Source organism: Streptomyces sp. NPDC043908, from assembly GCF_056435525.1.
In genome coordinates, this window is the sequence record NZ_JBWKEI010000017.1 from 72,880 (window position 1) to 91,446 (window position 18,567).

An 18,567-nucleotide genomic window follows, 5' to 3' on the forward strand; every position below is an offset into this window, starting at 1 on the left:
GATGGTTGAGGAGCCTCGTTCTGGTCAGACTGCGGCTGGCAGGCGGCAGTCAGGGCGCGGTCGGGCCCTTGGGCGACAGGGGCGGCGTGATGGCCGGGACGGCGGTGGGCCTGGCGTTTAGCTGAGTTCAGCCCGCCGGGGTCTACCCTGAGCATCATCTGGCAGGCGGCGTAGGGCGGTACTGGCGGCTGCCGGTAGTCGCCAATCGGCACCGTGAATGCGGGTCGACGGGAGTGACGGGCCCCTTCACGCTCCGCATCCATTCCGCTACCGTCCGGCGTGAGTGTGGTCAGGCAGCGGCCAGTTCCGGACTGTGTGCCGTCTGGAGACGAGGGTGTCCTTTTCGCCGCTGACGTACCGGCCGACCGGAAGCCAGGATCATGAGGGTCTACGAGATCCTGAGCATCGCCAACGTCCGCCGTGCCGGAGGCGAGCTGCTGGTTCTCGCGAGGAGTCGCTGCGGCCCTGGTGTGCTGGGGGCCTCTTGCCGGCCGTCTGACGACCGCTGGCGTCGGGGTCCTGGAAGTCCACCCCGACCTGCCCAGGCTCTATGCCGTAGTTGGAAGCCGTAGTCTCCCGGTCGGCGTCCCGCGGCGGACTCCCGCCTGCCGCGCGGGCACAGGGCCGGGTCCGAGTGGGGCGGCGCGGAGGGGAGCCGCGCGGCCCCGCACCCTACAGCCACCGCTTCAACGGCAGCGGTGAAGGCTTCGTCGCACCGTCGACGGCCACGAATGAGAGCGTTGGTCATCAACTCAGCAGCGCTGTGCCTACCTCATGCCTTGTGCGGCAGGACGGGACTAGCAGACCGAACACCGGGCAACCGCTGGCTCGGGGGTGACCTCATCCGCCCTGCCCTGCGCGAACTCCGGACCGCCCTGCGCCTCTACCGCGACGGCACCCACGACCAGGACGTGGGACGCGAGCTGTTGCTGCAGATCGGCGAGTTGGCCCAGAACGCGGGGTGGATCGCCAGCGACGCCGGGCGGAGGCGTGGGGTTCAGTGTTGGCTGTTGAGGAAGCCGATGGTGACGGCGCCCCACCAGGCGCCTTGTGAGACGGCGGCTGTCATGGTGCTGCGGATCAGCAGGGGGCGGCTGGGTTCGCCGCTGGTGGCGGCCAGCCGGCGGTGCAGGGCGGATGCCTGGATGCCGTTGAGAGCGAGGACGAGGACCAGGACGAGCTTGACGCAGGTCAGCGGTGAGGTGAGGTCGGGTTTCAGGAAGGCACCGCTGAAGAGCAGGCCCGCGAGGCCCAGCCACACGGGCGTATGCAGGGGTGCGGTGAAGTCGAGGACCTCGCGCAGCGTCTTGCGGCCTGTGAGCCACAGGGCGCCGTAGTAGTCGATGGCGAGGACCGCGCCGAAGCCCAGGACGAGGCAGGCGAGGTGGGTAAACAGGGCCGCGGTGTGCAGGGTGGCGTCGGCTTTGAGGTGCTGGGCGATCCATATCGTCGCGGCCCAGCCCGCACAGACCGCGAGGGATGCCGCCGCCGTCTGGCACCAGCGGGGGAGCTGGAGCAGGTCCGTGTCCTGGCCGGGTCTGTGCGGGTTTGCGGTGGCGTCGGCGGCGGACATGGCTGCTCCAGGATCGTTCTGCAAGTCGGGGGCACACTCCGACGAGGGGCGGGCGAGGTAAGGCTCGCCTAAGTAGTGATGGCCGTCAAGGTGACCGTCCGCACAGTGGTCCCCTTGACCGGTGCGTCCTTTTTGTGCATCCGGAGCGGGAGGCCTTCCCTTCTCCCTGGGCACGCCTGGTCTCTCCGGGTGCGGGGCAAAACGGAGCCGGCCTCGGCTCGTAGTGGGTGCCGCCAGCGGGAAGCTGACCGTTTGAGGGGTTCGCGTCGTCATGCGAGGCCGTCCGCCGGTCCTGGACCCGTCCGGCTGCGGTCACGTAGCCGAAGGCGCGCGTCCAGCCCGCAGAGCACCCGCGCAAGCCGCGGCGGCCGAGGGCTGCGGTCGGTGCTCGCCCCCGCTGCCTGCGGAAGGTCGGCATGCTAGAGCCGCTGCGGCGACCACAGCGGTCTAGTCTCCTTGTGCGCTCACCCCTCAACCCCCACCCCCGGATTCAGGGACATGGAACACATTGCTCCGGAACCCGACGCCACAGGCTGCAACGACATCGCGACCGCACCGCTAGCCGCAGGATGGCGGCCCTTCGGCGTACGGGGACAGCCTGCCAGGGGCCGCGTACCAGTGCCTGTCCGCTGACGGCCGCCGTGGTGGTGCAGTCCAGTCCGTAACCCGCAGGACGACCGCGTCGCGCTGCTGCTCGCTTGCAACCCAGGGATACCTGAACGCTACGCCGCATCGAGCCATCAGTCCGCACCGGCGTCGACCGTTACTCCATCCCCTTTTTCTTCGGCCCACACCTGGACACGGTCGTCACTCCGATTCCGCTGCCGACCGAGCTGGCCGCACGGCGGACGGACCACCGACGGTGCCGACGGCCCGCACCTGACCGCATTCGGCGAAAGCGCACTCGAACGCTGGATGCAGGCCCACCCGCAGGTCGCCGAACGCTGGTGCGCAGATGTCCTGGAAAAACGGAAGGCCGCTCAGTAGCTGGCGTTCCTCGCACCGCACGTCACCTTAGCCCGGAGAGCAAGGCCAACGTGCAGGGCTTGCCGATAGAGAAGCAGCGGGACCTCGCATTGAGGTGGGCGTCGGGCGAGGGAATGCTCTATGGGGAGGGCACAGAGCATGGTGACGTGGCAAGGGCCGACGTGGGCACCCGCGCGAACCGGCCCGTCTCACAGCAGCGCCTCGCAGCGGCGGCAACCTGACTGCGATACCCGGAGTCCTCGGGCTCACTGATCCTACGAATGGCCAGCGTAGGCACGAGCCAAACAGGACAAGCTCAGAGCCTGTCTTTGACCCCTGTTACGACCGGGTCGGCAGGGACCCTGGGAACTTGGGGAGCTCAACCCCGGGGATGTCGGGCAGCTTGATCTCGGGCAGCTTGATCTCGGGGATCTGGGGGAGGGGTTCCGGGGGAAGTGGCTCGGCGTGGGCCGCGGTGGGGCCGAAAAGACTCAGAGCACTGGCCAGGGTGATGACGGTGATAGCAGTGCGCATACGCGTGACATACCTCCGGTAGCAGGGAAGGGGCGTCTTCAGCACACCTGCGCAGGCGCCCACGTGCATGCCCTGTTAAGCCGGTCGTGGGACGAAAGGGATGGGCCCTGCGGGCGCACGGCGGGGTAAAAAGACAGGTACTCAGGGCAGGTGCCGCTTGTCGTCGACCGGTGGCCGACCTCTGCCCTTCTCGCGACGGAACTGTCTGGATGGACCTGCATCGGAGGCCCTGAGCGATGCCCTGTCGGGTCCGTGCCGAGCCTGTGGCGCACTTCTCGGCAGTGGCGGAAGCGTAGAGCTGGGAGCGTCACCGCCTGAGCGGAGGCCTCCCCGCCGTGACCAAGTGAAGGCTTCCAGACCGGTAGTCCTATTTATGAGTTTATGTCCACCTTACGGGTAGGTGGGAGTCAACCACTCCTTCTCTGGAGGCCATCATGACGTCAACCCACCGCACGCCCATCGAGGAGCACCCCGACCTGATGGAACTGCGTGCCCGGCACGACCGCGCGGCCGCCACCCCACGTGCTCAGATGGTCGAGGCCCTGGCTCTGCTCACCGGCCTCTTCCTCGCCGCTTCCCCGTGGATCGTCGGCTTCAACGGCTTCACCACCCTCGCCGTCACCAACCTCATCGCAGGTATCGCCTACATGCTTCTCCTGGGAGGGCTGGGCAACTCCTACGAGCGCACCCATTCCATGGCCTGGGCGGCGGCCGCCATAGGAATCTGGACCTGCGTGGCCCCATGGGTCGTCGCGGGCGACGTGGCGCATACCCGCTCGATCACCAGCAACCTCATCACCGGCGCCCTCGCCACCCTCCTCGCCCTGGCCGCCGCGTCCGCCGCCCGCGACAACACCAGCCGCCGCGGTTCCGGTACACACCGCCCCATGCCCGGAGCCTGACAGGGGCCGGAAACCGGCACGTCCCGTTGCCGCCCCGGCCTGGCCTGGGGCGGCAGTCCTACGGGCCCGTGCTGCCGTCGCTCCTGGGTGGCGGTTGCTCGAGCCCTCGGACCAAACGCTGCGAAGAGGGCTCGATTATCCTCACGCCGAACAACGCATTCAGCAAAGGAACTTCGATGCCTTTGCTGAATGCCCCAGCGGCGGCACCGGGCACCCCGACGTCGACGAATAGCGTGGACGGCCTCGACCACACGATTACCTGCCGTCCGCAGCCCCCCACAGAAGCGATCCGCCGCGCGCGCCTGCCCTGGACCCTCCACCTCCACCCCAATGAAGGCGGTCCAGAAATCGTCCGGACGTTCTTCGGCGCCGTGACAGCTCGCCGATGGGCTTCCTTCGCCACTCGCACGGAGAAGGCCTCCGAGCTTGCACCGGCCTCCTAAGGGCCGACAGCCGCCGCCCCTCAGGAACGCGCGAGGTGGGGCTGGCTACCAGCTGTCGAGCTCGCTAGTCTGTTCGGCATCACGGTGAAGGGCCTCTGCGCCTTGGCCGGCAGCAGTGCGCCGCGCGGGTCGGCAGACCTTCCGGCGCAGTGAGCCCTACAACGCCCTTAACAGCCACAGCGGCAGGGCGAATCGGAGGGGTTGTTTCTTCGAGAACGGTCGCTGGACCAAGGGCAGCCAGTGGGGGATCACCGAACAGAGGTTGAGCCTCAACGACCGGGCCGACTGCATCAGCGTCGGCACCTTCGCCAGCACCGGCGCGCTGCGCCCCCGCGTCGACGCGGGAGTGTGAGAGCTGACATCCCGGCGGAGTGCGGTCGGAATCCGGCCGGTCGCCCTGGTCCTGCTGTGCGGCAAAACCCGGCGGCCTCTCCTGGGCACCGGTGCAGGTCCTCGTTGACTCGGCCGGTGCAACAGCACGAAGGCTTCGGTGGCGTCGACATTGGCCAGCTGCTGGAGCAGGGCATTGATTGCCGGATCGTCACCCGCTCGTACGGCCTCGCCGATCCGCTCGATCAGCTGGACGGCGTCCGGCAGTGTTGCTGCCGGACCGGCCGGGGCCCAGCCACGGCCATGTGGTCTGGCACCAGGGGATGCAACCTCAGGACGGCTAGTGAGGCTCACGAGTTCAACGCTCCCGCTCAGACCCAGTCACCCGGTCGCCGTTCCGCCCCGCCGCGCGCGGCATGCCGCCAGGTCCGCTTGCGGACGAGCGTGACTGCGCCCCGGGCGATGTCCTCCTCGTGTCCAGGCCTGCCAGGGTCCTGAAGCACGGACGGCACGGTCCTGCCCAAGGTGCTCAGTCCGTCCGCTCCGGCAACTGGACCGGAGGATGCCTGATCGTGCTCGTTGCCGACGTGTAACTGCTGGACGTCTTCACCTTTCACGATGGCCAGCCCTGACCATGGGCGGCGCCCCTGCGCTGGCAGCCTCTTACAAGGTTCTATACCAAGACAGCTGCAACTGCGGCGGCCACGGTGACTGCGGCGACAGCGACCATGAGGGTCCGGCCGGCGGGAAACGGCCGCAGCCCCGTGCCGCCCTCACACTCCTTCACACGGTGCTGATCACCGGACTCAGATTCCAGTCCCAGCCAGTAGGCCCCCAGCAGGGCCGCAAAAGGCACAGCGTCGTCACCACGATCATCCACGACCGGGATAACGACTGATCAAGGAATCAGCAACAGCGCCGCTCAGCCTGTGGGACCCCTAGAGGACCTTGGCTTGGGGGTCATTGCCGCTTCGCCCGGGATCTGGATCAGCGCGCGGGGCCGGGGGCCTGATGGTGGGAGGCGACCGCTGCGGACAGCGCGGTTTCGATGCTTTCCAAAGCCCGCAGGGCTTCCCCGCATTGGTGCGGGCTCAAGCCGGTGGTGGAGAGTCTTTCCAGCCGGCCCCGTAGGTCCTCAACTTCGCGGCGCAGCGCGTGGCTCGCGGGTGTGGGCTCGATGATGGCCGCCCGCTTGTCGGTCGGGCAGGGTCTTCGACGCACGAAGCCGGAGGTCTCCAGGTGGCGGACGGTGCGGGGCATGGTGGCTGCGTCGGAGTCCAGGAGGCGGACGAGATCGGCCTGGCGCTGCGGCCCGAGTTCCCATAGTTGCATCATCACCAGTTCCTGGCCCGGGTGCAGGCCGACGTGGCGCAGCAGCTGGCCGGCAAGCATGCGGTGCAGTCGGGCGACGCGGAAGATCGCGTGGCCTCGGTAGCGGCCCGCACGGCGGGCAGGAGGAGGGTGCAGGTGGTGCGGGCGGGGCAGAGCGTGGTGGCTTTACGGGCCTGTTGTTGCCTTGGGGGCTGGGGTGGGGGGCAGGGCGCCGGGGTTGAGGTGGGTGACCAGGCGGTGGAGGAGGCGGTGGACGTCAGCTTGTTCCTGGGGTTCGAGGATGGCCAGGGCCTCTTCGTTGATGTGCCGGACGACAGCGCTGGCCTGTGTGAGCAGGCGGGAGCCGTCGGGGGTGATGTGCAGGCACAGGACGCGGCGGTTGGTGGGGTGGGGTGAGCGCGTGATCAGGCCGCGTTCGGTGAGGCTGCCCACGGCGGAGCCCATGGACTGGGCGGTGATGCCTGCGTGGCGGGCGGCGTCCGCGCTGGAGATGCCGGGTTGGCTATCGGCGTGCTGGAGGGCGTTGTACTGCGCGAGGTTGAGCTCGAGTGCGCGCAGTTCCTTCTCCAGGCGGGCGCCCATGGCCTGGGCGAAGTGCCAGGCCAGGTAGCCGGTGTGGATGGGCTTGTCGTTCACGTGGCTCCCCGGCTTGTAAGGCAACTTATGTTTTACTGCTGTTGTTATCAGGCAGCTTACAACTTCTGGACGGTCCCCCCTCATGCCAGCCCCGACCCCACTCCGCCCGACCGACGTCTTGCCGGACACACACGGCGACATAACCGACCCCGCCCCGGAGCCCCATCCTCGTTCCGGTCTCAAAGGCGTGCTGCTTCCCGTCGCAGTGGTGCTCGCCATCGGGACGATCTTCGTAAGCGTGTACCTCGCCGCGTTTCACGCCCCCCGCCCGCATGACCTGCCCGTTGCGGTGGTCGGTACCACCGCCGAGGCGCACCGGCTGGAAGCCGGCCTGGAACATGCCATATCTGGCGGTTTCGACGTGCGGCCCTACGGCGACGAGGCAGCGGCCCGCGAGGCGGTCGAGCGCCGTGAGGTCTACGCCGCCTACGTTCCCGACCGCGGCGCGGGGAGGGGGAAGCTGCTGTACGCCGGCGCCAACGGCCCTTCTGTGACCGCCACCCTCACCGCCGCCTTCGCCCAAGCCGGCCCCGAGGTGGGCCCGCCCCCGGCCGCCCAGGACATCCTCGCGGTGTCCACCGGCGACACCCGTGGCCTGTCGGTCTTCTACGCCGCGTTCGGCCTGGTCCTGGCCGGCTACCTGTTCGGCATGATGACCTACCAGGCCGCACCGGCCCTGCGTTTTCGCCAGCGCATCGCCAGTCTCACCCTTTTCGGGGCCCTCGGGGGCATCATCGTTGCCCTCCTGGCCGGCGACACCGGCTTCGGCGCCCTTCCCGGCCCCTTCGCCGGCACAGCTGTGGTGACCGCCCTGATGGCCATGGCGGCGGGCGGCGCGACCATGGCCATCGTGAAATGGACCGGATCCGCCGGCGCCGCCATCGCCTCGGTCGTTCTGCTCATCCTCGGCAACGCCACCAGCGGCGGGGTCATGCCCGCCTCCTACCTGCCCGACTGGCTGCACCCGCTCTCCGGCGTGCTTCCCGTCGGCGCGGGGGTGCGCGCCCTGCAGGGGATGTCCTACTTCCACAATGACGGCCTGTGGTCCGGCCTCGCCGTCCTGGCCGCGTGGTTCCTCGCCTGCGTGGCCCTGCTCTACCTGCGCGATCTGCGGAGCGCCCGCAAGGATCGGCCGCACACCCCGTAAAGAATCCTGCCGGTCCTCCCTCGGCGGCCCCGCGATCCTGCTGATGCTCGCGGGGCTGCTCACGCTCCCGGGGCAGGATGGGAGGGCGCGGGACGGCCACCAGGACCGCTCCGGCCACGTCCACTGCCGGCGGATCGGCCTCGGAGGACTCCGGCACGAAAACGAGCGTGCCGAGGAACGCTGCCAGTGCGAGTGCGACGTTGAGCAGGAACACCGCACGCCAGGACCACAGTTGCAGAGGGCTCCTTGTGGCGAGCAGTCAAGCAGGTCGGGGCCCTACTCCTGCGGCAGGGTGAGGCACTTGACCTACGGTCTGTCGGTCAGGGGGAGAGTGCTGAGCGTGCGGCGGGGACGACTTCGTGGGCGAAGAGGGCCAGCTGGCGTTCGTGGTCCTCGCTGGGCCAGTACACGAAGCCGTTCATCCCCCGCTGTGTGGCCAGGGAGATGGTCTGGTCGATCCACTGGCCTGCGGGGCCGTGGAAGTCGCCGCGCTTGGTGGGAGTGATCAGGCCGCCGAGATTGTAGACCTTGCGGATGTGGCCGGGGTCGCGTCCGGCGCCGTGGGCGGCGTCGTCGATTCTGGCGGTCGCGTCCGCAGGGGCTTCCAGGCCCAGGTAGGCCAGGGAAGGCAGCCAGCCCTCGGCCTTGGCGCCGGTCAGTGCCAGCATGCGAGGGCCGTAGGAGCCCAGCCAGATATCCAGCGTCGGCGACGGCGTGGGGCCCGGGTGCACTCCCGCGACGCGGTAATGGGCGCCGCCCGCTCTGGCCGACCGCTGCCCGCTCCACATCGCACGGATGACATCGATGGCCTCCGCGAGAGCGTCGACGGCCTCCCTCTTGCCCCGACGGGGTCCGCCCATTGCCTCGATCGCCTCCCAGAAGGCCCCTGCCCCCAGTCCCAGCCGCAGGCGGCCCCCGGAGAGGACGTCGAAACTCGCGGCAGCCTTGGCCAGCATCGCTGGCGGCCGCAGCGGCAGATTCGCCACCGTGGGGACGAGTGTCACCCGCTCGGTGGCCGCCGCGAGGACATAAGGGTCCAGTTGTCGTAGTGGGCGCTCTGGTACGGATGGTCCTGGACGGTGATCAGGTCCAGGCCGTCACGCTCCGCTTGCGTCGCCAGCCGAAGCGGCCGGCCCGCCTCGGCCCACAAGGGGTCGACGTTGGCGCCGAACAAGACAGGCAGTGCCATCGGGTTGCACCCTTCCTCTGCATCCCAGCCCGGCACGCCCGGCAGGGACTTTCCATGGGTCGGCACAGCACATGAGGAGCCGCAGGGACTCCGCCGCGTATTTGACACGTCAGACGGCGAGGGTGGGGTAGTCGGTGTAGCCGCGCTCGTCGCCGCCGTAGAAGGTGGCGGGGTCGGGGGTGTTGTAGGGGCCGCTCACGGCGAGGCGGGCCGGCAGGTCGGGGTTGGCCAGGAACAGCGCGCCGAAGGCGATCATGTCTGCCGTGCCGTCCTCGATCAGTTCCAGCGCGTTGGGGCCGGTGGTGTCGGGATGGGTGAAAGGGTTGAGGATGAAGGCGGCCTGCCATTCCTTGCGCAGCTGGAGCGTGAGGTCGCGGTGTGGGCCTTCGAGCATGTGCAGGTAGGCCAGGTCCAGCGGGGCCAGCTGCTTGACCAGCGCCGCGTAGGTCACGGCGAAGTTGTCCTCGGCGATGTCGTTGTAGGGGTTGCCGGGCGAGACGCGGAAGCCGACCCTTCCGCCTCCGATCGCCTCGGCCACGGCGGCGGCGACCTCGACTGCGAAACGGATGCGGCCCTCGACGGAGCCGCCCCAGCCATCGGCACGCTGGTTGGTGTTGGGGGCGAGGAACTGGTGGATCAGGTATCCGTTCGCACCGTGGATCTCCACTCCGTCGAAGCCCGCAGCTATCGCATTGCGTGCCGCGGCTGCGAAGTCGGCGATGGTTGCGCTGATCTCTGCCTCGCTGAGTTCCTTGGGTGTGACGAAGTCCTTGGGGCCCTCGTGGGTGAACACCTGCCCCTTGGCTGCCACCGGCGAAGGCGCCACGGGGTGCAGTCCGCCGGGCAGCAGGGCGGGGTGGCTGATGCGGCCGGTGTGCATCAGCTGGGCGAAGATCACGCCGTCCTCACGGTGGACTGCTTCGGTCACCTTGCGCCAGGCCGCCACCTGCTCCTCGGAGTGCAGGCCCGGAGTGTCGGGGTAGCCCTGACCGACCGCGGAGGGCTGGGTGCCCTCGGTGATGATCAGCCCGGCGGCCGCGCGCTGCGCGTAGTAGGTCGCCATCGCGGGCGTCGCGCTCGCACCGGGGCCGTAGGCCCGGCTGCGGGTCATCGGCGCCATGGCGACCCGGTTGGCCAGTCGCACGGATCCCAGGTCGATCGGGTCGAATGCAGTAGTCATGTCGTTCCTTCACCAGCGGGGGCGCCCGGGCCGTTCCACGGTCCCCGACGCGTTTACTGTCCGAACAACTAAAGCATGGAGGAGCGGATTCCCTGAGGTTGTAGTGACCCGCATCACAGTGTAAATCTACAGGTGAAGCAAGGTTTCGAAGAAGGCTGGGCTCTGTCATGGCAGACTGGGCCTGTCACTGCTCGGGCAAGTTTCTTTGGGAAGAGTGCGTAGTCATGACACATCCGCCTTCGGGTGAGGCCGACGCCCGGGCGGCAGGTGCGGCGGCGGTGAGCGCGGCGACCGTGCCGGTGCCGGCATCCGCCCACGCGGGCCCGATCAGCCACGCCGTCTTCCGCGTGGCCCGCCTGCACCGCATGATCGCCGGGCAGCTTCTGCGCCGCGTCGGGCTGTATCCGGGCCAGGAACTGGTGATGATGCAGCTGTGGGAACTCGGCCCCCAGCGCCAGGCCGACCTCGTACGTCTGATCGACTCCGACGCCGCCACCATGACCCGCACCGTCCAGCGCCTTGAGAATGCTGGCTTTGTACGCCGCAGCCCCTCGCCCACCGACAAGCGAGCCGTCATCGTCGAACCCACCCCTGCCAGCCTCGCCCTGCGCCGGGAAGTCGAACGGACCTGGTCGGAACTCGAAGCCGCCGCTACCGGCGACCTCAGCGCCGACGAGCGCACTGCAACCCTGGAGGTGCTGCAGCGACTGGAGCACAACCTGGCCCTGAGCGCGGCCGCGCTGGAGGAGTAGACAGCGCACGGACAACTGCCGACTTCAGGCCGCACGCCAACGGCTACGGACAAGCGACCAGGCCCAAAGCAGGCACGAGTGTGCCGATGGGGCAACAGGTGGCGGTGCTGCCGGACTAGGACGGCATACGCGTGATCGTGTGCACGGGAGAGTTTGACCAGGACACCCTGCCTGGACTCGACTCGCCAGGCGCCCGCGTGATCCTGACCGCCGCACCCACGCTGGCCGATGCCGCCAAGAGTCGGCCAGGAAGCGGGGGGGGGGCGACCCGCCGGCCGCCTCCTCTGGGCGGGGACCGAGACGAGGGGCCATAGGTACGCCGATCGGATCGACAAGGACAAGGAACAGCGGCAGTCTGCGGTCGCCGACCCGAACCCGGCGACGCCGATGCGGGAGACCGGTAGCGGGGTCGCGGAGGGCATCGAGAAGGGGTTGGGTAAAGGAGGTGCCGCGGTGGTCGATGTCAGTGCCGGGGCCCAGCCCGTACCGATGTTCCCGAGGTCGAGCCAGGCCCAAGGCGGGCGGCACCCCGCCCTTCCGGCCTGTGTCTTGATTGCGTGCGAGGGCGTTGCTGGCGTGGTGTGGATCGGGTCGGGGAGCCTGAGGTTGTGCACACGGAGCTCTCGGGTGCGTACTCGCTGGAGAGTTCGTGGCATGAGTCGCCAGGTGGATGCTGGTGCGGATCTGGGGTCGGCGGCGTCGCGCTGGGAGAGGCTGCGGTTGGTGATGACGGGCTTGGCCGTGGGAGCGATCGTGGCGGCAGTGGCCTCACACCATGGGGAAGATTGACCTGCGCACTGCGGGGCTGAGCTACCAGGCGGGGGTGGGGCGCGAGGCGGTGTTCCGTCACCGGCCACACACCAGTCGCCCGCCCCGCGCCCGGGTCGCCCTATTGACCACTGCGACCATCGCGGCTTGGCCTGTCAGGTGCTACAGCTTTTGCGCGCGATGGATGATCACGGGGCCGGCGCCGCGCGTGGGCTTTTGGTCAGTTCTGGACCTGGGCGGGGTCCATCCACATGTACTCCCAGGTGTGGCCGTCCAGGTCGTCGAAGGCGCGGCCGTACATCGTGCCGTAGTCCTGGACCTTGCCGGGCGTGGCGCCGGCGGCGATCGCCTTGTCGAGGATCTCGTCGACCTTCTCGCGGCTTTCGGCGCTGAGGCACAGCATCGTCTCGCTGGTCTTGGCGGAGTCCGCGATCTCCTTCTGCGTGAACTGGGCGTAGTGCTGCTTGCTCAGCATCATCACGGTGATGGTGTCGCTGATGACCACGCACGCGCTCTCGTCGCCGGAGAACTGCGGATTGAGGCTGTAGCCGAGACTGGTGAAGAATTTCTTCGACGCCGCGACGTCGTTCACGGCGAGGTTCACGAAGATCATCTGCTGGTACATGGGCGTCTCTCCCGGTGAGTTGAGTGCAGCGCGTCCGTCGTACGCGTGTGCCGTACGGAGGGTTAGACGGCGGCCCGGCACCGAACTCATCGCTCCTCGGGCCTTTTCTCGCACATTTTTTCAACGGGCGAGCGGGAGCGTCGCCGGCTTCGCGACGCCCAGGTCAGCGGGGTCAAGACAGCCGTCAGCGCGCCTGCCCCCAGCGCCGCCGAGCCGCGCAACACGGTCGCGGGCGCCCCCGACCACAGCGGCGCCGCCGTGGTGTCGGCGCGGGACTGCCGGGCTTCGACGGCCGCCGTGAGAAGGGTCAGCACGGCACAGCCTGCCACGAGCAACTCGCCGAGACCGGCGAGCGGACCGATGCCGGGACGCGGCCCCGCGTACAGCAAAGCAGAGGTGTACGCGCCTGACGTCACCGCGCACAGAACTGTGTGAGCGCACACGGCGGCATAGGCTGGCTTGATCTCACCAACGGGACAGTAAGCGCCTGCCGACCACAAGCGCCATCTCATCGTTCCACCCGTGAGCAGGTGCGCCAGGACCGGGTTGGCCGCGACGAGCCCCACGGCCTGGCAGGCGCCCCCGGCCGATCTCCGCGGCCGTGACCAGACGCCAGCGCGCGGCGGTTGGCCTGCCTCGCCAGTTTGACCGTCAGCGCGATCAGCCGGGGCAGCCGCACGATCATGGCCGGCAGATTCAGCTCCAGGAACGCCTGGTCATGCTTGTTCCAGCCCAGGTCATAGCGCAGCGACCCGCCGAACAGGGTCTCTTCGGAGGCAGGTACCGGTGGAGCGAGTCGGCGGCTTGGGGCTTGCGGGGGAGTCCACGGGCGGACACCTCCCGCCGGCGTGGTGTTGGGTGGCAGTTCTTCCAGGTAGACCCGCGCCACAGCGGCATCGGCGGCTGCGCGGACGGCCGCCACCAGCCGCCGCGCGTTCGTCGCTCCCGCTGCCTCGGCCGGATTCCACCAGTCCCAGCCAAGCAATTTCCGCTCGGGCACGGTCAAGTGGACCCCGGCCCTCACAACGGGCCTGGAGACCTCGGCGGCCAACCTGCCGGTGTCGCTGGCGACGACGACAGGTGCGGGCGTGCTCAAGTAGCAACCGAGACACGCGAGGGCCGGGAGACCACAAGCCCCCGGCCCTCGCGTATGCGTGCCGCGCGGTTCGCCGCGCCACGGACTGTGAGGGGGCGCCTACGGCCGCAGCTGGGCCGCGAGTGTCTCGGCGACCTTCCTGAGCGACTCGCCGGCCAGGGCCGGGTCCGCCTTGGTGACGGGCCATCCCTGGGAGACCACGAGCGCCAGGTCGCCCTTGCCCGCCACCGCCACCCGTGCGACGGCGACCGCGCCCCGGCCCGGGGTGACTCTGGTCTGGCCGATCGCGGGCTTGTCCTTGGAGAACGCCATCACCTCGTCGGAGCGCAGGGCGCCGAGGCGGGCGATCTGCGGCAGCGCCAGGTTCACCGCCACACCGCCCATGGACGTGGCCACGAGCTCGATCTCCAGCGGGGCTTGCGAAGCCGTGAAGCTGCAGACGACGGACGCGTGCGGCGGGACGGCGGGGTTGGAGGGGAGCCCGAACGGCGGCGTGGGCTGGCCGCTGGGCCAGGCCTCAGCCGGGCGGCCCGGGTCGACGGTCCCCTGCGCCGCGGGGTGGCCGCCGGACGCCGCCGGGGTGACGGTCCGTTGGGCACCGGCCGCCTTCAGCGCCGCCGCCGGGTCGAGGCCGAACGGGCAGGCCGACGTACCCGTCAGCTGCTTCGCCGTCGAGGCGACCCGGCCATAGGACAGCCTCTCACCGCCCGAGGCTGCCGCGCCGGAACTCCCGGACGAGGAGCAGGCGCTCCCGGCAAGGGCGATCCCGGCCGCGCCGGCCAGGGCGAGGATGCGGCGGTGCCTGGCTGCTGTGCGATCAGCTGTCATCCGGTCAGCCTAACCCTGCAACCGCATCCGACGTGGCGGAGGTGACCCGGAGGCGGCCAACTCACGGTAGCCGCAGCGGCCTTGGCGCGAAGGTGCGTCGGCCGAACCGTCCCGTGGCCGGACGACGACGAGGGCGGCTGGCGGCCTGCCGCCCCGGCCCACACCGACCAGGAGCCGACGGTCGCCGTCGATAATGAAGCAAGGCGGGTGAATTCATCCCGCGATGAGGCAGCTTTACCGGGTGTGACATGCCGTAAGTAGGTAAGGAGGGGGGAACGAGAGGAAGACTGGAGTGCGGTCTTCGGCTGACCAGCGACAGAGGAGGTCCCCGTGTTCGAGGTGGAGGACATCAGGGAGTGGCGCGGCCATGATGTGGTCGACCACGAGAGGCACAAGATCGGCGTTCTGGAGGCGGTCTACGTCGACACCGCCACGGACGAGCCGGCGTTCGCGACGGTCACGGTCGGTCTGCCCACCCGGCACCGGCTGGTGTTCGTCCCCTTGACCGGCGCGACCGTCGGTCCGGGGTATCTGAAGGTTGTCTACGGCAAGAAGCAGGTCAAGGACGCGCCGTCGATCGACACGGACGGCGAACTGCTCGCGGAGGCCGAGAAGGCCGTCTTCGCGCACTACGAGCTGGCCTACCGAACGGGTGCGAGCGGCGAACGCCGTCTCGCCCGCCGCTGATCCTTACCAACTTCCCCACCACGAGGTGACAAGCATGGCTCTCTTTCTCCTGCTGGTCATTGTGGCCATCGTGCTCGGCATTGTCGGTGTGGTGGCGAAGGGCCTGTTCTATCTGCTGGTTATCGGCGTACTGGTGCTGGTCGCCGACCTCGTGCTCCTCGGCCTGCGCCTGGGCCGCCGCCGCAGGCACCTTCCCCGGTGACCCGGTTACCCGGAGCAGACACCCGCCGTGGCTGCCCGAGCTCCGCTGATGAGGGTCGCTGTCTGCTCGCGTCAGCGCTGCGGAATGGCCGGTCCTGCCCCTGAGGGTGCGGAGGCGTCGGCGAGGTCGGCGCCGTTGTCGGCGTCCCGCTGGGATTGGCCGACGCCGTGCCAGTCCAGACACATGACGGTCGCGTCGTCCTGGAGGTGGCCCTCGCTGGCGTCGACGATCGCCGCGATGAGGGTGCGGGCGGCCTCGCGGGGATGCAGCGCGCGGGTGCGCACGATCAGATCCGACAGGTCGAGGCTGTTGGCGTTGCGCTCCAGCATGCCGTCCGCCACCATCACCAGCCGGTCGCCCGGCCGCAGGTCCAGGGACTGGACCTGATAGCCGTGAGGGGCGCTGAAGCCGAACGGCATATCGACCTTCGGAGCGACGAACGCGTCCGGGTGTTCAGGCGTTCAGCGAGGCTGTCTCATATGCCGATGATCAGGCGGCTGACGACCCGGGCCTTCGCCGGTACGGCCGAGGAGGTGGCGCAGGTACCGCCCTCGTGCTCCCACGTCTCGTTCGGGTCGGCCGGCCGGTGGGCCGTGGAGACAGCGTATCCGGCCCGGTCCGCGGCGAGGAGCAGGCTCGCGGTCAGCGCGGGACCGTCGTAGTCGGACGCGGCCGCCATCAGACGGGCCGCCGACTCCGCATCGGTCTCGGGCGGTATGACCAGCAGATCCCAGCGCCCGGTGCCGTAGGAGAGCAGCAGCAGTTTGTGCGGGTCCATCTCGGGCGTGAACCAACCGGTCTTCACCACGTGGCCGTTGACGGGCACTTTGTGCGGGATGATCGGCCAGTGCTCGGGGTTGACGGCGATACGGGTGATGCGGCCCCAGACGGTGTCCAACACATCGGTCAGCGCGGGCAGTTCGCGCAGCAGGTCACGTGAGCGGGGCCACCAGGCACCGTCGAGGAGTCCACGGGAGGGACCGTCCGGCTTCAGGGTGAGACGGGCGGGAGGGGCTGCGACGGGTGTGGGCCGCGGCAGAGTGGCTTGGAAGGTCGCGGTCATGATGCGGACCCGTCTCCGGGCCGTCCTTGTGAGTAACGGCCCGGGTTTCATCGCTCACCGGGGACGACCCGGCGGGGAAGCCGGTGTGCGAGATGCCCTCGGTCTGTCCAGTCTACTCCCGTGCCCCTTGCCGCGGGGGCCATCGCACCACGGAAGGAACGCGGGAGCGGCCGTTTCGGGCAGCCACAGGAGTACGCTGACAACTCGAGGGTGCGCCGTACGCCGGTGTTGGGGCCGGTGGTCTCGTCCTTGCTGCGGCCCTTGGGAACGGGGACGCGACCGCATCCCGCGATGGGCTCCTCACGCGTCATCGGTACGCTCGGCTCCAGGGGGCGCGCGATGATCGTCCGCCCCGGGCGGGACCGCGCAGCGGTCCACCGCCCACGCTCCACGTCCTGTCCAGTTTCCTCCATCCGCTCTCCGTGCGACTCGCATCCGCTCCCGGCGATGCCGTCCGCACGCACGTCGAAAACTCGCAGCCCAAGACCCCGGCCGCACTGTCGTCACCGAGGTCAAGGACCGCGTATGTCTCTTCAGCTCTCCCCTCACGTCTCCCGCTCCGCTTCCGCCGTCCCGCCGGACGGCACCCGGCCGCTCCCGGAGTACAACGGAAATGCGGCCTTTCCGCGTGAAGGAACGGCCGGCGAGCGCACCGGCAGCGAGCGGTTGTCCCTGGCCATCACAACGTTGATCGTCTTCCTCCCGTTCCTGGCACTCGGTCTGGCCTTCTGGTTGCTGTGGGGGCGCCTGATCCATCCCGCGGATGTCCTGCTCGCCGCGGTGCTCTATGTCGTCACGGCCCTCGGCGTCACGGTCGGCTTTCACCGTGGCCTGACCCACAACAGCTACCGGGCCGTCCGGCTGCTGCGCACCGTGCTCGCGGTGGCCGGGTCGATGAGCTTCCAGGACGACGTGATCGGCTGGGTCGCCACCCACCGCCGCCATCACGCTTTCACCGACCGGCCGGGCGATCCGCACTCCCCGTACCGCTACGGCACGTCTGTGTCGGGACAGCTGCGCGGACTGGTGGATGCTCATGTCGGCTGGCTGTTCCGCAACGACTCCACGTCCGCTGCGCGTTACGCTCCCGATCTGCTGGCCGACCGTGACATCCGGACCGTTTCCCGCGCCTTCCCGGCCCTGTGTGGACTCAGCGCCCGTTCCGTACCCGCCGCCACGACCGCGCCACCAACCTCTGGCTCCTGGCGCTGCTCTCGTTCGGCGAGAGCTGGCACAACCTGCACCACGCCGATCCCACCTGCGCCCGGCACGGCGTCGACCGTGGACAGCTGGACCCGTCCGCCGCCGTGATCCGTCTCTTCGAACGTCTCGGCTGGGTCGGGGACGTGCGCTGGCCTCGTCCGGACCGTATCGCCGCCCGCCGCAGGTGAATCCGAGCGACCCGGTCCCGTACAGGAGTTGCCATGACCCTCGCCCCGCCTCCGCCCCCGCCCGTGCCGCCGCCGGTACCTCCGCCCCCGTCGCCTCCGCTCGCCCCGTCATTCGCCGTCCGCCTGCGCCTGGTGTCCCAGCCGGAAAAAGCCCACGTGCCCCGGCGTATCGACGGTGCCTGGTGGCCCCGCTCGTCCGATCTGGTGGCCGAGCTGCCCAGGCTGCTGAGTGCACTGCCGCACGCATGGGGACAGGTCACCAGCGCGCTCGTGGACGCGGCCGTGTGGTCCCCGTTCCCGGGTCGGTTGCTCGTCGCCAACCAGGCGGTACGCCTGCGCCGGACAACCACCCAGCGGTCCCCGTCCACCATCTGCCTGCTGGCGCCCGGCCGCGGGCGGTGGGACCTGCTGGTGGTGCCGCCCACGGCCACAGATGCGGAGGCCGGGCGGATCATGGAGATTGTGGCCAGCACTTTTAAGAACAGCGAGGACAGCAGGGACAACAACGAAAGCGCGGATTCGGGAGGCGCAGCCAGTCCGCCGGGGGTGGCCTTCGGACGACGCCCGGACCCCGCCCCCTGACCACGGAAACCAGGAAACTTCAGGAGACTCCTGGAAGTTTGCTCACCGGACTCGTCCGGGGCAGGCGTCATGGGACCGGCTCTGGGCCTGCAGGTGACGGCCTGCCGCCCGCTGACCGAACGAAGTGAGCGCGAGGGGGAGCCTGTTGGTGTCGATGCGACGCGGGCACTCGCCGGGACGTCCGGTGGCAGCGCCCGAAGGCATCCGTGGCCCTGTCGCAGGAGTGCCAGAACCCTCCGGAATTACGGGATCACGAGAAACCGATGTCCACGTAGGCAACGCCGGACCTCCAGATCGCGGAGAGAGTTACTGCTTTCCGCGGGGTCCGGGCGAAGTGGGAA

18 protein-coding genes and 1 pseudogene are annotated in these 18,567 nt (G+C 69.3%); 7 read left to right on the forward strand and 12 right to left on the reverse strand.

The genetic code is table 11. From position 1 onward, the window contains the following. Nucleotides 1-997: 997 nt before the first annotated feature. Nucleotides 998-1,573 (reverse strand): hypothetical protein, encoded by a 576-nt coding sequence (locus tag AC069K_RS30385; RefSeq protein ID WP_365112287.1) that lies wholly within the window; start codon nt 1,571-1,573, stop codon nt 998-1,000. Between the two features lie 1,305 nt (nt 1,574-2,878). Further along, nucleotides 2,879-3,073: a hypothetical protein gene (locus AC069K_RS30390; protein ID WP_478621675.1), complete on the reverse strand. Its 195-nt coding sequence runs from the start codon at nt 3,071-3,073 to the stop codon at nt 2,879-2,881. A gap of 434 nt (nt 3,074-3,507) precedes the next feature. On the opposite strand from AC069K_RS30390, the gene AC069K_RS30395 reads away from it, so the two are divergent. Further along, complete coding sequence (locus tag AC069K_RS30395; RefSeq protein WP_478621677.1) at nt 3,508-3,975, forward strand: SPW repeat protein; 468 nt, start codon at nt 3,508-3,510, stop codon at nt 3,973-3,975. Between the two features lie 1,760 nt (nt 3,976-5,735). Here the strand turns inward: AC069K_RS30395 and AC069K_RS30400 are convergent. Beyond that, the gene (locus AC069K_RS30400; protein WP_478621679.1) at nt 5,736-6,140 is read right to left on the reverse strand and encodes a MarR family winged helix-turn-helix transcriptional regulator; all 405 of its coding nucleotides are present in this window, start codon (nt 6,138-6,140) and stop codon (nt 5,736-5,738) included. A 105-nt stretch (nt 6,141-6,245) separates the two neighbouring features. Beyond that, nucleotides 6,246-6,716, reverse strand: a complete 471-nt coding sequence (locus AC069K_RS30405) for a MarR family winged helix-turn-helix transcriptional regulator (protein WP_365114474.1) — start codon at nt 6,714-6,716, stop codon at nt 6,246-6,248. 187 nt (nt 6,717-6,903) lie between these two features. On the opposite strand from AC069K_RS30405, the gene AC069K_RS30410 reads away from it, so the two are divergent. Then, entirely contained in the window at nt 6,904-7,863 is a 960-nt protein-coding gene (locus AC069K_RS30410) for an ABC transporter permease (protein ID WP_478621681.1), read from the forward strand. A 320-nt stretch (nt 7,864-8,183) separates the two neighbouring features. On the opposite strand, the gene AC069K_RS30415 is transcribed toward AC069K_RS30410, so the two are convergent. The 3 genes from AC069K_RS30415 to AC069K_RS30425 form a co-directional block, all read right to left on the reverse strand. After that, nucleotides 8,184-8,867: an LLM class flavin-dependent oxidoreductase gene (locus tag AC069K_RS30415; RefSeq protein WP_478621683.1), complete on the reverse strand. Its 684-nt coding sequence runs from the start codon at nt 8,865-8,867 to the stop codon at nt 8,184-8,186. After that, nucleotides 8,864-9,052 (reverse strand): hypothetical protein, encoded by a 189-nt coding sequence (locus tag AC069K_RS30420; protein ID WP_478621685.1) that lies wholly within the window; start codon nt 9,050-9,052, stop codon nt 8,864-8,866. The genes AC069K_RS30415 and AC069K_RS30420 overlap by 4 nt, the downstream gene beginning before the upstream one ends. Nucleotides 9,053-9,161: 109 nt before the next feature. Then, a complete protein-coding gene (locus AC069K_RS30425) occupies nt 9,162-10,232 on the reverse strand; it encodes an alkene reductase (RefSeq protein WP_478621686.1) in 1,071 nt (356 codons plus the stop codon). Nucleotides 10,233-10,456: 224 nt separating this feature from the next. On the opposite strand from AC069K_RS30425, the gene AC069K_RS30430 reads away from it, so the two are divergent. Then, nucleotides 10,457-10,984 (forward strand): MarR family winged helix-turn-helix transcriptional regulator, encoded by a 528-nt coding sequence (locus tag AC069K_RS30430; protein WP_365114482.1) that lies wholly within the window; start codon nt 10,457-10,459, stop codon nt 10,982-10,984. Between the two features lie 988 nt (nt 10,985-11,972). On the opposite strand, the gene AC069K_RS30435 is transcribed toward AC069K_RS30430, so the two are convergent. From AC069K_RS30435 to AC069K_RS30445, 3 genes are all read right to left on the reverse strand, one after another. After that, the gene (locus AC069K_RS30435; protein ID WP_478621689.1) at nt 11,973-12,377 is read right to left on the reverse strand and encodes a VOC family protein; all 405 of its coding nucleotides are present in this window, start codon (nt 12,375-12,377) and stop codon (nt 11,973-11,975) included. 508 nt (nt 12,378-12,885) lie between these two features. After that, entirely contained in the window at nt 12,886-13,383 is a 498-nt protein-coding gene (locus tag AC069K_RS30440; RefSeq protein WP_478621691.1) for a hypothetical protein, read from the reverse strand. 189 nt (nt 13,384-13,572) lie between these two features. Continuing rightward, a complete protein-coding gene (locus AC069K_RS30445; protein ID WP_478621693.1) occupies nt 13,573-14,301 on the reverse strand; it encodes a hypothetical protein in 729 nt (242 codons plus the stop codon). Between the two features lie 330 nt (nt 14,302-14,631). Here AC069K_RS30445 and AC069K_RS30450 point away from each other — a divergent pair, with 330 nt between their 5' ends. Together AC069K_RS30450 and AC069K_RS30455 are read left to right on the forward strand one after the other, a co-directional pair. Next, on the forward strand, nt 14,632-14,988 hold the full coding sequence (locus AC069K_RS30450) for a PRC-barrel domain-containing protein (protein ID WP_478621695.1): 357 nt from the start codon (nt 14,632-14,634) through the stop codon (nt 14,986-14,988). Nucleotides 14,989-15,022: 34 nt separating this feature from the next. Beyond that, nucleotides 15,023-15,190, forward strand: coding sequence for a hypothetical protein (locus tag AC069K_RS30455; RefSeq protein WP_478621697.1), 168 nt, complete (start codon nt 15,023-15,025; stop codon nt 15,188-15,190). A 71-nt stretch (nt 15,191-15,261) separates the two neighbouring features. On the opposite strand, the pseudogene AC069K_RS30460 reads toward AC069K_RS30455, so the two are convergent. Beyond that, a pseudogene (locus AC069K_RS30460) lies at nt 15,262-15,627 on the reverse strand (SpoIIE family protein phosphatase); the annotation flags it as partial. Between the two features lie 38 nt (nt 15,628-15,665). Further along, entirely contained in the window at nt 15,666-16,253 is a 588-nt protein-coding gene (locus AC069K_RS30465) for a DUF5994 family protein (RefSeq protein WP_478621699.1), read from the reverse strand. Between the two features lie 525 nt (nt 16,254-16,778). On the opposite strand from AC069K_RS30465, the gene AC069K_RS30470 reads away from it, so the two are divergent. Continuing rightward, nucleotides 16,779-17,564, forward strand: coding sequence for a fatty acid desaturase (locus AC069K_RS30470; protein WP_478621701.1), 786 nt, complete (start codon nt 16,779-16,781; stop codon nt 17,562-17,564). A 113-nt stretch (nt 17,565-17,677) separates the two neighbouring features. After that, entirely contained in the window at nt 17,678-18,226 is a 549-nt protein-coding gene (locus AC069K_RS30475) for a DUF5994 family protein (protein ID WP_478621703.1), read from the forward strand. Nucleotides 18,227-18,567: the final 341 nt, after the last annotated feature.